A 14,669-nucleotide genomic window follows, 5' to 3' on the forward strand; every position below is an offset into this window, starting at 1 on the left:
TCACAACCAGAGGTTCAGCAACCGCGCGCCACGGGCGTTGCCGTCGGCGAACTGTTGACCGTTGTTGCTGAGAAAACTTTGCCCGGCGCTACCCTTGTCCCAGAACTGCCCACGCAGGAACACGCTCATGCCGGCAATGGCCTGGCTCGCGGGTGGTTGGGCGGTCAGGGTCAGACGATGCCAGGCCTGACCTTCGCTCAGTTCGCCAGGCTTGAGGCTGACGGCGGCGGGTGTCGGTAATCCACGGTAACCGCGCCACGGTTTATCCCAGGTATCTCGGCCGATGACGTATGCCGGAACGGCCACCAATTGCACGCCCTGATCATCGAGCTTGCGGTAATTGTCCGGGTACCAGCTGTCGCTGCCGATCAACACGCCCAAGCGTCCGGCCGGTGTATCGACGACGGTGAGTGCCTGTTGTTCGTTGGCCTTGATGTCCTCAGGTTCCTCGAACACCGGGTGCATCTGGCGTTGAGGCTGGCCAATCGGCACGCCATCACGACCAAAGATCACACTGCTGTTGTACAGCGCGCCGCGGCCGATTTTCAGTGTGCCGTCGATCACGCTGGGTTCCGGCAACACGATGGTGCCCGCCACCAGCGTTACATGAAATTCTTTCGCCAACCCGCCGAACAGGGCCTGATAATTCTTGGCCATGCCTTTGGCCTTCATCCGCAAATGGGCATCGTCGATCCGACTGTCGCCCTTGGCGCTGATCAGCGCACGAACGAACTGCAATGGATTGCTCGCCGCCAGCCAGTTCATCGCTTCCTGGAGCGTCGTGGCCTGGTAGAGCTCATCTTTCTCGCCGCTGACCATCAGCCAGGTACCGACATGTTCAGGCAGCACGACGATGGTCTTGTCGTTCAGCAGGCCCTGGTCCTGGGCCTTCTGCAAATAGGCCGCAAGTTTGCGGTGCAGGCGTTCGGGGCTTTGATAATCGGTGGGGAAGAGTTCTGGCTGGATGCCCAGGAGGTTGCCGCGATCGGCGGGTGTGCCTTGATCGATGGCCAGGTTGATGCGCAGGTCCGACAGGTAATGGCCCACCGGGCGATCCGCGGCCCACATCGCGTAAGTGGTAAGGGCGGCAATGATCGCCATGGAAAAGGTCAGGTACAAAAGTTTGCGCATGGGGAAGCAGTCAACGGCCGTGTGCAGGGTTCGCGACTAGGGTAGGGCCCATGTCCGCACTTGCCAAGGGGCGCTGCGCATTTTGATCATTAACTTGTCAGTTTCGGTCATTGAGTGACAGCGATGCGACTCTTAGTCTGTCCACCATGACTGACGGGAGCCAAAGAGCTCCTGCACTTTTTCCGTGATCGCTCGATGTGGAGTTACAAATGGCCGCCGCTCACTACCCGCACCTGTTGGCCCCGCTGGACCTGGGTTTTACCACGCTGCGCAACCGCACCCTGATGGGGTCGATGCACACCGGTCTTGAGGAGAAACCCGGCGGTTTCGAACGCATGGCGGCGTACTTTGCCGAACGCGCGCGCGGCGGCGTTGGCCTGATGGTCACCGGCGGCATCGGCCCTAATGACGAGGGCGGGGTGTATTCCGGTGCAGCCAAGCTGACCACCGAGGAAGAAGCGCTCAAGCACCAGATCGTGACGCGCGCCGTGCACGAGGCGGGCGGCAAGATCTGCATGCAGATCCTCCACGCCGGGCGTTATGCCTACAGCCCGAAACAGGTCGCACCGAGCGCCATCCAGGCACCGATCAACCCGTTCAAGCCTAAAGAGCTGGACGAGGAAGGCATCGAGAAACAGATCAGCGATTTCGTCACCTGTTCGGTACTGGCGCAAACCGCCGAATACGACGGCGTCGAGATCATGGGCTCGGAAGGTTATTTCATTAACCAGTTCCTCGCCGCCCACACCAACCACCGCACCGACCGTTGGGGCGGCAGCTACGAAAACCGTATGCGCCTGCCGGTGGAAATTGTCCGTCGCGTGCGCGAAGCAGTAGGTCCGAATTTCATCATCATCTTCCGCCTGTCGATGCTCGACCTCGTGGAAGGCGGCAGCAGCTGGGAAGAAATCGTCACCCTGGCCAAGGCCATCGAACAGGCCGGTGCCACGATCATCAACACCGGTATCGGCTGGCACGAAGCGCGGATCCCGACCATCGCCACCAAAGTGCCGCGCGCGGCGTTCAGCAAAGTCACGGCCAAGCTGCGTGGCTCGGTGAGCATTCCGCTGATCACCACCAACCGCATCAACACCCCGGAAGTGGCCGAGCAGATTCTGGCCGAAGGCGATGCCGACATGGTGTCGATGGCGCGGCCGTTCCTCGCCGACCCGGACTTCGTCAACAAGGCCGCTGAAGGCCGCGCCGATGAAATCAACACCTGCATCGGTTGCAACCAGGCGTGCCTGGATCACACCTTCGGCGGCAAGTTGACCAGTTGCCTGGTCAACCCGCGTGCTTGCCACGAAACCGAGCTCAACTACCTGCCGGTGCAGCAAATCAAGAAAATCGCCGTGGTCGGTGCCGGTCCTGCCGGGCTTTCCGCTGCGACGGTGGCCGCCGAGCGCGGGCATCAGGTGACGCTGTTTGATTCGGCCAGCGAAATCGGCGGTCAGTTCAACGTTGCCAAGCGCGTACCGGGCAAGGAAGAGTTCTACGAAACCATCCGCTATTTCAATCGCAAGCTGCAGACCACCAATGTCGAGGTGTGCCTGAACACCCGCGTCGACGTGGCTCGACTGGTCGAGGGCGGTTACGACGAGATCATTCTCGCCACCGGCATCGCGCCACGGACCCCGGCGATTCCCGGCGTTGAAAACGCCAAGGTGTTGAGCTACCTGGACGTGATCCTGGAGCGCAAACCGGTGGGCAAGCGGGTTGCGGTGATCGGCGCGGGCGGCATCGGTTTCGACGTGTCGGAATTCCTCGTGCACCAGGGCGTAGCCACCAGCCAGGACCGCGACGCGTTCTGGAAGGAGTGGGGCATCGATACTCACCTTGAGGCGCGCGGTGGCGTGGCGGGCATCAAGGCTGAGCCGCATGCACCGGCGCGTGATGTGTTCCTGTTGCAGCGCAAGAAATCCAAGGTCGGCGACGGCCTCGGTAAAACCACGGGCTGGATTCACCGCACGGGGCTCAAGAACAAGCAGGTGCAGATGCTCAACAGCGTCGAGTACCTGAAGATCGACGACGAAGGCCTGCACATTCGTATTGGCGAAACCGGTGAGCCGCAAGTGCTGTCGGTGGACAACATCGTGATCTGCGCCGGGCAGGATCCGCTGCGTGAATTGCAGGACGGGTTGGTCGCGGCCGGGCAGAACGTGCATTTGATTGGTGGTGCGGACGTGGCGGCGGAGCTGGATGCCAAGCGGGCGATCAATCAAGGTTCTCGGTTGGCTGCTGAGTTGTAATCAACCCTGTGGTGAGGGGGCAAGCCTCCTCGCCACAGGTTCGCTGCTAAGATGCTGGGTCTTTACCCAGAGCCGGCATCGATGCTTCTCCCTCCCGACGACTGGCTACCCCAAGCCCCTCTCGACCCCCTCCATCTCGACTGGCTCACCGCCGCCGGCATCGAAGTCGCGATCCTGCGCCTGGACCAAATCGACCCGCTCATCAGCGGCAACAAGTGGTTCAAACTCATCAAACACCTCAACGCCGCCAACCTCGCCGGCGCCAAAGGCATCATCAGCCTCGGCGGTGCCCACTCCAATCACCTGCACGCGTTGGCTGCCGCCGGTAAACGCTTCGGTTTCAACACCGTGGGACTGCTGCGCGGCCATCCACAAGACACCCCGACGGTGAAGGACTTGCAGGCATTCGGCATGCAATTGCACTGGTTGGGCTACGGCGGTTATCGGGCGCGGCATGAACCGGGTTTCTGGCAACCTTGGCAGGCGCAATACCCCGATGTGTATCCGGTGCCCGAAGGGGGCGGCGGTCTGCGTGGCGCGCGAGGGTGCGTGTCGTTGAAGGCAATGGTCGACGATCAATTGAATCGTTTGGGATGGAGCGACTTCGACGGCTGGTGGCTGGCCTGCGGAACCGGCACCACCCTGGCCGGCCTGGTGCTGGCCGAGGCGGGTGAGCGCAAAGTGTATGGCGCGATGGCGGTGCCCGACGATCACGGCGTTGCGCAACAGGTCGAATCGATACTGCAAGAGGCCTTTGAGCCGCAGCGTAACTTCGAACTACTGGATGCGAGCCGTGGCGGCTTTGCCAAAGTCGATCAGTCGTTACTCGACTTCATCGATCAAACCGAACACGCCAGCGTCGTGCCTTTGGAGCCGCTGTACACCGGCAAGGCGTTGCTGATGCTCAAGCAGCACGTCGAGGCAGGGCATATTGAAAAGGGTACACGCTTGATCTTCATCCACACCGGCGGCTTGCAAGGCCGCCGGGGATTTCAATAAGTACAGGCTGTGTTCAACCGCGCTTGGGCATCATCCGCAGCAAGGTGTTATCCCGCACCACGTAATGGTGATAGATCCCGGCCAGTGCGTGCAGGCCGATCAGCCAGTAGCCGATGGTGCCGCCCAGTTCATGCCAGCCCTGAATCTGCTTGGCCAGTTCCTTGTTTTCCGAGACCAGCAGCGGCAGGTCAAAGCCGTAGAACATCACTTGATTACCCTTGGCGCTGGTGACCAGCCACCCGAGAATCGGCATCGCGATCATGAAAATGTACAACGCCCAGTGCATCAATTTCGCCAGTGTGGTTTGCCACTTGGGCGAGGCGGGGAAGATCTGCGGTGCGGGGCCCAGGCTTCGGGCGAACAAGCGCAGCCAGACCAGCACGAACACGGTCAGGCCCAGCATGAAGTGCGATTCAACGATCAGCGCGCGACCGCCACTGCCTTTGGGAAAGATCCCGCGAAACTCGATACAGGCGTAAACCAGCGCCAACAAGACCAGCATCAACCAATGCAGCGTGATCGATACGGTGCTGTAGCGTGATTCGGAATTCTTCCAGGGCATACGGTGTTCCTCACAGGTCTGGTCGAGCCACCGTTCTTGACCGACGGTGTTCCTTAACTGTAATCCGCTTTGGCGGATTTGCCTTGAGTGATTGTGCCGTATAACGCTCTGGTTCAGCTGATTGACATCAAAAAAGCGCCAGTTCCGTAATGGAACTGACGCTTTTTTATGCTCGGAAAACCGCGATCAACTGCTTTGCGGCATTTCGCCTTTTGCCAGGCGCTTGTTGATGTCCGCGATCACCTCAGGCAAGTCGGTGATGGTGTCGATCATGTAGTGCGGACGCGAGCTTTCGAACATTGCGTGGATGCGCTTGCGTTCGCTGTCCAGCTTGTCGCTGCCGAGGGCGCGATAGCCTTCGTAGTCCAGGCCCAGCGCGTTGCCCGAGCAGATCAGCGCGACGGTCCACATGCCGGCACGACGACCTTCGAGAATGCCCGGCACGGTGTCGTCGATCTTCACGCAGGCGGCGACGTCGTCGATGCCCAGCGCGATCACGTTGGCCAGAGCCTGAGCCGGCCACGGGCGACCGTTAGGGACTTCGTCGGTGGCGACCACGTGGTCGGCGACGTAACCGTTGGTGGCGGCCAACTCGACCACTTTGTCCATGACCTGTTTCGGGTAACCGGAGCACGAACCGATCTTGATCCCTTGTTGGCGCAAGTTAGCGATGGTGTCCAGTGCGCCCGGAATCAGCGCCGAGTGTTCGGCGATTTTTTCGATTTGCAGCGGCATGAAGCGTTTGTAGATGGCGGTGACATCATCGTCGGTCGGTGCCCGGCCGAACACGGCGCGATAACGCTCGGCGACTTGTGGCTGATCGCACAGGGTGCGGATGTGGTCCCATTTGCCCATGCCCATCGGCCCACGGGCTTCTTCGATGGAGACCTGGACGTCGAACTCGGCGAAGGCTTCGACGAAAATCTGGGTGGGAGCGAAGGAGCCGAAGTCAACGACGGTACCGGCCCAGTCGAGGATGGCGGCTTGGAGTTTGGTTGGGTTGTTGTAGTTCATGGTGATCAAATCCTGTGGAAAAGAACTATTCGGGAGTCCGGTTTACCTGTGGGAGCGAGCCTGCTCGCGAAGGCGATGGAGCAGCCGACATTAATGTTGAATGTCAGTACGCTTTCGCGAGCAGGCTCGCTCCCACAGGGGAAGGTGGTGTGGTTTAGATCTCTAACACTTCCATCTCGCGCAATACTTCGGCAACCGCCGCCACGGCCGCGTGCATCTCGGCCTGGTTGACGTGACCGATGCAGCCGACGCGGAAGGTTTCAACCTGGGTCAATTTGCCTGGGTAGAGGATGAAACCCTTGGCCTTGACCCGTTCGTAGAACTCCTTGAACTGGTAGCGCGGATCTTTCGGTGCGTGGAACGTGACGATGATCGGCGCCTGAATCGCGGCGGGCAGGAAGCTGCGCAGGCCCAGTTGGGCCATGTCTTCCAGCAACACTCTGCAGTTGTCGGCGTAGCGCTGATGCCGCGCCGGCAAGCCACCTTCTTCGTTGTATTGCAGCAAGGCTTCGTGCAGCGCCGCGACCACGTGGGTCGGCGGGGTGAAGCGCCATTGACCGGTCTTGGCCATGTAGGTGTGCTGGTCGAACAGGTCCATCGCCAGCGAGTGCGAGTTGCCGGCGGCGTTGGCCAACGACTCTTTGCGAGCGAAGACGAAGCCCATGCCCGGTACGCCTTCCAGGCATTTGCCCGACGCGGCGATCAGGGCGTCGAACGGCACCTGTTGCGCATCCACCGGCAGGGCGCCGAACGAACTCATGGCGTCGATGATCAAGCGCTTGCCGTGTTGCGCAATGACGTTGGCGATTTCCGGCAGCGGATTGAGGATGCCGGTGCTGGTTTCGCAGTGAATCAGTGCGACGTGGGTGATGCTGGTGTCGGCGTGCAGCAGGCGGTCGACGTCGGCGGCGGTGGTCGGTTCGTCTTCAGCGGTTTCGAAGGTGCTGAAGGAGCGACCGAGCACTTCGCAGATTTTCGCCAGGCGTTTGCCGTAGGCGCCATTGATCAGCACCAATACTTTGCCATCACGGGGCACCAGTGTGCCGATCGCTGCCTCGACCGCGAAGGTGCCGCTGCCTTGCAGGGGCACGCAGTGGTGGCTGGCGCCGCCGTTGATGATCGCCAGCAGTTGCTCGCAGAGGCTGGCGGTCAGTTGATTGAAGCGGTCATCCCATGAACCCCAGTCGACCATCATCGCCTGACGGGTGCGGGCCGATGTGGTCAGTGGGCCGGGGGTGAGCAGGATGGGTTCGGCAGTACTCATTCTCGTGTCCTCGCATTCGATGGGATGAAGCTACGGGACATAAATTGCAATTTGCCGTGCTATCAATCAAATTGTTTGTTGTTATGCCAGCCATCAGTGAGAGTTATTCATGAACCTGTTCCAGCTTCGGGCCTTTGATGCCGTGGCCCGCGAGGGCAGCTTCACCCGCGCCGCGGAGCGGTTGTTCATCAGTCAGCCGGCAGTGACCGGGCACATCAAGGCCCTGGAAGAGCATTACCAGATCACCTTGTTGCGCCGTACCGCACGACGGGTGGAGCTGACTGAGGAGGGCACCAAACTGGCGGCGATTACCCGGGCCATGTTCGGCCTGGCGGAAGAGGCGCAGGTGATGCTCGAAGCGAACCGGCAGTTGCTGACCGGGCGCCTGGAGGTGGCGGCAGACGGGCCGCACATGGTCATGCCGATGTTGGCCAGCCTGCGCGCGCGTTATCCGGGGATCACCGTGAACCTGCGGCTGGGCAATGCCCAGGAAACCCTGGCAGCGTTGTTGTCCGAGCACGCCGACGTGGCGGTGTTGACCGAGGTTGAACCGCGCAAGGGCCTGCATTTGCAGGCGCTGAGCGAATCACGGATTTGCGCGTTGGTGCCGCAAAGTCATCTTTGGGCGAAGGCATCCCGCGTGAAGCTCAAGGAACTGGATCAGGTGATCATGGTGTTGCGTGAGCCGAGCTCGATCACCCGACGCACGTTCGATCAGGCCTGCGATCAGGCGAAGGTCAGTCCACGGGTGTTGCTGGAGCTGGACAGTCGTGAAGCGGTGACCGAGGCGGTGGCGGCGGAGTTGGGGGTGGGCGTGGTGTCGTCGGTGGAAGTCAGCCATGACCCTCGGGTGGCGGCGGTGCCGATTGTGGGTGAGGGGCTGGTGAACCGGCACATGATCGGGTGCATGGAGCGGCGGCGGGATTTGAGGTTGATTCAGGCGTTTTTTCAGTTGGCGCCGGTCAGTTAGACCGAGGTGCGGCCTTCGCGAGCAGGCTCGCTCCCACACTGGATTTGTGGCGTTCACCTAACCCCTGTGGGAGCGAGCCTGCTCGCGAAGGGGCCAGACTCGCCTACACCAGACTCTCGCGAACCATCGCCAGAAACGTCGCCACCACCCGTCGCGAACTCTGCTCGCGCAAGCACACCAGCGTCTCCGTCAGCCGCCGTGTGCAATCAGTAATCGGCAACGCGCAAACCCTTGAGTCGGCACCGAACTCGGCGGCTGAAACTACGCCAACCCCAATCCCGACCACCACCGCTTCCCGCGCCGCTTCCCGTCCTTCCACCTGAATCGCCGGGCGAATGCGAAACCCGGCCCGGGCCATTTCCTCTTCCAGTGTCTGGCGTGTCACCGAACCGATTTCCCGCAATACCAACGGCGTGTCATCCAGGTCCGCAAGACAGATCGATTCGCGATCCGCCCACGGATGATGGCGTGAAACAAACGCCACCATCGGGTCATTGCGCAGGGGTAGCGAGATCAGCCGTTCATCACTGACATCCCGGCCCAGCAACGCGAGGTCGGCCTGATAGTTGAACAGACGAAACAACGACTCATCGGTGTTGCCGGTTTCAATCTTCACGCTGATGCCCGGATAACGTTCGCAGAACCGCGCGATCTGCGGCAGCACATGCACCGGCGCATCCACCGCGAGGATCAGGCTGCCGGTCTGCAAGGCCTGGGAGTCCTGCAGCAGCTCCTGAGCTTCGGCCTCGATCACGAACAGCCGCTGCGTGATGGCGAGCAAGCGCTCGCCCAGATCCGTCAGGCGCACCGAGCGTTTGTTGCGATGGAACAGCAACACGCCGAAGCGTTCTTCGAGTTTGCGCACCTGGTCGGAAATCGCCGGTTGCGTGAGGAATAGCCGCTCGGCGGCTTTGGTAAAGCTTCCGTGAACGGCCACGGCGTGGAAGGCTTTGAGTTGGGCGTGGGAAACCGACATCGAAACCTCCAGTAACAAGCTGAGCTTATTTTGGAAATACGATAAATCGATTTCACTTATTAATCAGTAATTGTTTTTATCCACCTCAGCCCCGGTGACTGCTCAGTCGAACAGCAGCGGTGGCCATGAGCCTGTGCGTGCAACAGCAGGACTCATCTGACCGGTATCGCCACAGGGAATCCGCGATACCGCAGTGCTCAACAATAAAAACACAGGCGTTTTCTACCAATTCTGCCGGCACACTCACACCCTGAGGTCAGAACCACAATGAACAATCCCATCGGCACCATCAAGCGCTGGCGCGTGCAGATCTTCGCGATCACCTGGCTCGCCTACGCCGCTTTCTACTTCACCCGCAAAGCGTTTTCCGTGGCGAAACTGGGGATCGCCGAAGACCCCACCTTCATGCTCGACAAAATGGCCATGGCCAACCTCGACGCGATCTACCTGGCGGCGTACGCCCTCGGGCAGTTCACCTGGGGCATGCTCGCCGACCGCTTTGGCCCACGGGTCGTGGTGCTCGGCGGGTTACTGATTTCGGCGGCAGCGGCGCTGGTGATGGGCACTTACGCGACACTGCCGATCTTCGCGACCTGCATGTTGATTCAAGGGTTGGCGCAGTCCACCGGCTGGTCCGGACTGTGCAAAAACCTCGGCAGTTTCTTCCCTGCGCAACAGCGCGGCAGAGTGCTGGGGTTATGGAGTTCCTGCTATGCCTTTGGTGGGCTGGTGGCATCGCCGTTTGCAGGCTGGTGGGCGTATACGCTGATCGGTACCTGGCATGCGGCGTTCATTTCCAGTGCGGCGGTGGTTGGGCTGGTCGCCGTGCTGTTTTTTATTTTTCAACGCAACACACCGCAAGACGTCGGCCTGCCGGCGGTGGACATCGAACCCGAGTTGACCGCTGAAGAGGCTGACGCCCAAAGCAAGATCAGCATTCTGGAACCCTTGAAGGAAATCCTGCGCAACCGCACGGTGCTGGTGCTGGGCCTGGCGTACTTTCTGCTGAAACCGGCGCGTTACGCAATTCTGCTGTGGGGCCCGGTGATCGTGTTCGAGCAAATGCCGACGGTGGGCAAGGTTGGCGCAGCGATCATCCCGACCGCGTTTGAACTGGCCGGGCTGCTCGGGCCGATCCTGCTCGGTCTGGCCTCGGACAAAGTGTTCGGGGCCCGCCGCATGCCGGCCTGCGTCCTCAGCCTGTTGGCGCTGACCGTGACCCTGGCCTTGTTCATGGGCGCCCTGCACACCGGCAGCGTCTTGCTGGTGGTCGTGCTGTTGTTTGTCATGGGCCTGACCTTGTACGGGCCGGATTCGATGATCAGCGGCGCGGCAGCGATTGATTTCGGCACCGCCAAGGCCGGTGCGACGGCGGCGGGTTTCGTCAACGGTTGCGGTTCGGTCGGGGCGATTCTCGGCGGATTGCTGCCGGGCTACTTCGACTCGGTCACCGTGTTCATCGTCTTCGCCGGCTGCGCCTTGTTCTCGGCCCTGGTGTTGATCCCCCACTGGAACAGCCGCCCGGCTGGCCTACGTGTTAACTACCCCTTCGTGCCCAATCGGGCGATGGCGATCAAACCCCTGCGTACCTGACCCCTGTCCCTCGCAGCCTGCTGCATTGGCGGCGGGCTTGCGTGTGGGCTTCTGACTGGAGATTTCCCCATGAGACCCTTTTGGCTGGACCAGGCCTTAAAGGCTGATACGTCCGACGCCTGTCCGGCGCTGGACGGCGATGCCCGTGCAGACGTGTGCATCGTCGGTGGCGGCTACACCGGTTTGTGGACGGCGATCATGCTCAAGGAGCAGAACCCGGAACTGGATGTGGTGCTGATCGAGGCCGACATCTGCGGTGCTGGCGCCAGTGGCCGCAACGGCGGTTGTGCGTTGTCGTGGTCGGCCAAGTATTTCACTCTGGAGCGGTTGTTCGGCGTCGAAGAAGCCGTGCGCCTGGTCAAGGAATCCGAGCGCAGCATTTACGCGATTGGCACCTTCTGCGAACAGTACGGCGTTGAGGCCGATTACCGTCTCGATGGCACGCTCTACACCGCGACCAATCAGGCCCAGTGCGGCTCGACCGATGCGGTGATTGCCGCACTGGAGCGCAACGGCATCAACTCGTTTACCCAGCGCCCGGTCGCTGACGTGCAACGCATGGCCGGTTCCAGCAAGCATCTTGAGGGCTGGTTTTCCCCGGCGGCGGCCAGTGTGCAGCCCGGAAAACTGGTGCGCGGCTTGCGGCAAGTGGCGTTGCAGTTGGGCGTGAAGATTTACGAAAACACCGCGATGACCGGGCTGGAGGGGGGCAAGCCAGCGGGCATTCAAACCCGCCACGGCACCGTTCGCGCAGACCGCGTGGTGTTGGCGATGAACGCCTGGATGGCCCGGGCGTTCCCGCAGTTCGAACGCAGCGTGGCGATTGTTTCCAGCGACATGCTGATCACCGAACCGCGGCCTGATCTGCTCAACGAAATCGGCCTGACCAGCGGCGTCACGGTGCTCGATTCGCGGATTTTCGTGCACTACTACCACAACACCCCGGACGGGCGAATCATGCTCGGCAAGGGCGGCAACACCTTCGCCTATGGCGGGCGGATGTTGCCGGTGTTTGATCAGCCGTCGCCATACGCCGGGTTGTTGAAAGACAGCCTGAACGCATTCTTTCCTGCATTTGCCGACGCCAAGGTCGAGGCGACCTGGAATGGTCCGTCGGATCGCTCGGTCACCGGTCTGCCGTTCTTTGGCCAGATGAGCGCCAGCGGGAATGTGTTCTACGGGTTCGGTTATTCCGGCAGCGGTGTTGGCCCGTGCCACATGGGCGGTCAGATTCTGGCCTCGATGGTGCTGGGGCTGGACAACGCCTGGACCCGTTCGCCGCTGGTGAACGGTCCCTTGGGTTTCTTTCCACCGGAGCCGATTCGTTACCTCGGCTCCCTGATGGTGCGCAACGCCATCCGCCGCAAGGAGCGCGCCGAAGATCACGGCCGCCGGCCACGGCACCTGGACGTGCGCCTGGCCAAATTTGCCGCAGCGGCCGGCAAGGCGGACAAGGGCTAGCGATTGATCAGCCAGTCGAGCAGCAACCGGCCATCGCTGCGGGGTCGATAGGCGGCGCGAGGCTTGGTCGGGTTGAAGACAGTGGCGCACAACACCGGGCGATCCGGGTCGCTGTCGAGAAAGCTGATCAGCACTTCGGAGCCTGCGAGGGGCAGGCTGGAGGGATCAATCCCGCGCTCTGGTGTGGCGAAGGCTACGGGAAGCCACAGGCCGCTGGGTTCATCCGCATCCTCTTGCAGTGCTGGCCACAACCGTACGTGGATTCGATGTTGCTCATCCAGCACTGCCGGTTGCCCGGCGACGCCCAGCACCAATGCCGTCTGATAGCCCGGAATGCTCGGCCGGGGTTGCGCGAGCGCGGGCCTGAACTCCGTTGACCAGGGGATGGCGGTGAACTGATTGCTGTAGCGACGCGGACGTTGCTCGGCGAGGATTGAAGGCTGTTGCCCGCCGTGCTGGACGTCGGTGATCAGCCACTGATCGTTGAAACCGGACAGCGGATGTTCCATCACTTGCACGATGCTGCCGCTGCGCAAGCCGGCGTGATTGCTTTGCCCTTCAATCTGTCGATGCTGGCAGCGCAGGCGCTCCAGTGACCGCCGACTGAGCTGTTCGCAGTGCGCCTGCTCGGGGGCGGGGCGACCGGTGAAGGGGGATGTCTTGGCGAAGGCATGGTTGGCGGCGCCGTCACCCGATGCCTGAAATCCGCGATGGTTGGCAGCGCGGCGGGCGGGCAGGGCGCGCGCATTGTGACGTTGGGACAGCTCGCTGATCACCGGTAAAGAAGTCTCGCTGAGCGCATCCTCTTGAAAGGGCAGCACGAGAGGCTCCTGGGGGAATGCCTGACTGTCATCCGCCAGCACCAGCACATGCCCGTCACACCGCTGCTCGAAGTGATAGTGGATGCCTTCTTCTTCGCAGAGTCGCTGCATCAGTGTCAGGTCGGACTCTTCGTATTGAATGCAAAACGGCCGGGGCGGGTAGTGCACGGTGGCCAGTTCCAGGCGATAGCTGTCCTCGGGCAGCGCATGCTCCAGGAACAATTGACGCAGGATGGCCGGCACGCTGAGGTGATGAAACACCCGACGACAGCGGTGACGGTCGAGGGTTTGCAGGTAAGGCACCAACACCAGGTGATAGCCGATGCAATGCGGGCCGCGGTGTTCACGGCTGGCGCTGTGAAGAATGCCGTGAACGGCAATGCCATCGCCCATCGTCAGAAGGGCCGGTTGCTGCAGCAACGGATCGAGGTTCATCGCCGGTGCCAGGCCAATCACTTCAATGTCGAACCGGTAGGGCCGGTTCAGGCCTTCGGTACCACTGAATCGCAACACCTGCAGGCTTAAACCGCTGTCGAGGAGGGTCAGGGTGGAGAGACTTTCCTTGTCGTTGTGCATCGAGTGCGCTTCTGCCATGGATTCCGGAAGCGAAGGGTACGAAACCGCGCCCCTCAATGGTCACCGCAAATCGCTGTTTCAGAATCGCCCTACGAGTGCTGGCGAAAATGTCGATGCGTGAAGCCGGTGGATCCGTCCGCATTTTTTGGTCGATTGCCAACTTTAGGCCGTATAAACTTGCGCAATGCGTCGGCCAATAGATGTCTCGGCGCCACAGATCAAGAGAGTGAGTAATGGGCGCACAGTGGAAGGTTAAACACAAAGAAGCGGCATCCAACGCCAAGGGCAAGATTTTCGGCAAACTGGTGAAAGAAATCACCATTGCTGCGCGCAACGGCGCCGATACCGCCACCAACGCACACCTGCGACTTGTGGTTGAACAGGCCAAGAAAGCCTCGATGCCCAAGGAAACCCTTGATCGCGCGATCAAGAAGGGCGCGGGCCTGCTGGGCGAAACCGTGCAATACCATCGCGTGACTTACGAAGGCTTCGCCCCGCATCAAGTGCCGCTGATCGTTGAATGCGTGACCGACAACATCAACCGCACCGTGGCAGAAATCCGCGTGGCGTTCCGTAAGGGCCAATTGGGCGCTTCCGGTTCCGTGGCATGGGACTTCAACCATGTCGGCATGATCGAAGCGTCCCCGGACAGCCCGGACGCCGACCCGGAAATGGCGGCGATTGAAGCCGGTGCCCAGGATTTTGAACCGGGTGAAGAAGAGGGCACGACCCTGTTCCTGACCGAACCTGCGGACCTGGACGCGGTGCAAAAAGCACTGCCGGAGCAAGGTTTCACGGTGTTGGCGGCGAAACTGGGCTACCAGCCGAAGAACCCGGTCAGCGGTTTGAGCGATGAGCAGATGGCTGAGGTGGAAGCGTTCCTGGAAGGGCTCGACAACCATGATGATGTGCAGGATATGTTTGTCGGTCTGGCTGGGTAATTTGTTTCTTTAGTGACACCGCTATCGCGAGCAAGCTCGCTCCTACATTGGATCTCCGTCATACACAGATCCAATGTGGGAGCGAGCCTGTCTCCGGGCGGCGTTCCGACGA

12 protein-coding genes are annotated in these 14,669 nt (G+C 61.2%); 6 read left to right on the top strand and 6 right to left on the bottom strand.

The features are described from left to right. Positions 1-1,131, bottom strand: coding sequence for a carbon-nitrogen hydrolase family protein (locus AC07N8_RS20780; protein WP_483842697.1), 1,131 nt, complete (start codon positions 1,129-1,131; stop codon positions 1-3). A 209-nt stretch (positions 1,132-1,340) separates the two neighbouring features. On the opposite strand from AC07N8_RS20780, the gene AC07N8_RS20785 reads away from it, so the two are divergent. Further along, the gene (locus tag AC07N8_RS20785) at positions 1,341-3,380 is read left to right on the top strand and encodes an oxidoreductase (RefSeq protein WP_493145308.1); all 2,040 of its coding nucleotides are present in this window, start codon (positions 1,341-1,343) and stop codon (positions 3,378-3,380) included. An 81-nt stretch (positions 3,381-3,461) separates the two neighbouring features. Further along, positions 3,462-4,379 carry a 1-aminocyclopropane-1-carboxylate deaminase/D-cysteine desulfhydrase gene (locus AC07N8_RS20790; protein ID WP_493145311.1) on the top strand — a complete coding sequence of 306 codons (918 nt, stop codon included), beginning with the start codon at positions 3,462-3,464 and terminating at the stop codon, positions 4,377-4,379. 13 nt (positions 4,380-4,392) lie between these two features. On the opposite strand, the gene AC07N8_RS20795 is transcribed toward AC07N8_RS20790, so the two are convergent. The 3 genes from AC07N8_RS20795 to AC07N8_RS20805 form a co-directional block, all read right to left on the bottom strand. Beyond that, positions 4,393-4,941 carry a cytochrome b gene (locus AC07N8_RS20795; protein WP_483842700.1) on the bottom strand — a complete coding sequence of 183 codons (549 nt, stop codon included), beginning with the start codon at positions 4,939-4,941 and terminating at the stop codon, positions 4,393-4,395. Between the two features lie 186 nt (positions 4,942-5,127). Next, positions 5,128-5,955: a phosphonoacetaldehyde hydrolase gene (gene phnX, locus AC07N8_RS20800; protein ID WP_483842701.1), complete on the bottom strand. Its 828-nt coding sequence runs from the start codon at positions 5,953-5,955 to the stop codon at positions 5,128-5,130. Between the two features lie 154 nt (positions 5,956-6,109). Then, positions 6,110-7,219, bottom strand: coding sequence for a 2-aminoethylphosphonate--pyruvate transaminase (locus tag AC07N8_RS20805; RefSeq protein WP_493145314.1), 1,110 nt, complete (start codon positions 7,217-7,219; stop codon positions 6,110-6,112). 109 nt (positions 7,220-7,328) lie between these two features. Here AC07N8_RS20805 and AC07N8_RS20810 point away from each other — a divergent pair, with 109 nt between their 5' ends. After that, complete coding sequence (locus tag AC07N8_RS20810) at positions 7,329-8,189, top strand: LysR substrate-binding domain-containing protein (RefSeq protein ID WP_493145315.1); 861 nt, start codon at positions 7,329-7,331, stop codon at positions 8,187-8,189. A 103-nt stretch (positions 8,190-8,292) separates the two neighbouring features. On the opposite strand, the gene AC07N8_RS20815 is transcribed toward AC07N8_RS20810, so the two are convergent. Further along, complete coding sequence (locus tag AC07N8_RS20815) at positions 8,293-9,165, bottom strand: LysR family transcriptional regulator (protein WP_483842704.1); 873 nt, start codon at positions 9,163-9,165, stop codon at positions 8,293-8,295. A gap of 267 nt (positions 9,166-9,432) precedes the next feature. Here AC07N8_RS20815 and AC07N8_RS20820 point away from each other — a divergent pair, with 267 nt between their 5' ends. Together AC07N8_RS20820 and AC07N8_RS20825 are read left to right on the top strand one after the other, a co-directional pair. Then, the gene (locus tag AC07N8_RS20820) at positions 9,433-10,758 is read left to right on the top strand and encodes an MFS transporter (RefSeq protein ID WP_493145316.1); all 1,326 of its coding nucleotides are present in this window, start codon (positions 9,433-9,435) and stop codon (positions 10,756-10,758) included. Between the two features lie 69 nt (positions 10,759-10,827). Beyond that, positions 10,828-12,219: an FAD-dependent oxidoreductase gene (locus tag AC07N8_RS20825; protein ID WP_493145318.1), complete on the top strand. Its 1,392-nt coding sequence runs from the start codon at positions 10,828-10,830 to the stop codon at positions 12,217-12,219. Here AC07N8_RS20825 and AC07N8_RS20830 read toward each other — a convergent pair. Next, positions 12,216-13,616, bottom strand: a complete 1,401-nt coding sequence (locus tag AC07N8_RS20830) for a type VI secretion system Vgr family protein (RefSeq protein WP_493145496.1) — start codon at positions 13,614-13,616, stop codon at positions 12,216-12,218. The two genes, AC07N8_RS20825 and AC07N8_RS20830, sit on opposite strands and share 4 nt — an antisense overlap. 233 nt (positions 13,617-13,849) lie before the next feature. On the opposite strand from AC07N8_RS20830, the gene AC07N8_RS20835 reads away from it, so the two are divergent. Beyond that, positions 13,850-14,557 (top strand): YebC/PmpR family DNA-binding transcriptional regulator, encoded by a 708-nt coding sequence (locus tag AC07N8_RS20835; RefSeq protein WP_123432313.1) that lies wholly within the window; start codon positions 13,850-13,852, stop codon positions 14,555-14,557. The last annotated feature ends 112 nt before the right edge of the window (positions 14,558-14,669 follow it).

It is taken from the genome of Pseudomonas sp. GW821-FHT10C09 (assembly GCF_059415465.1).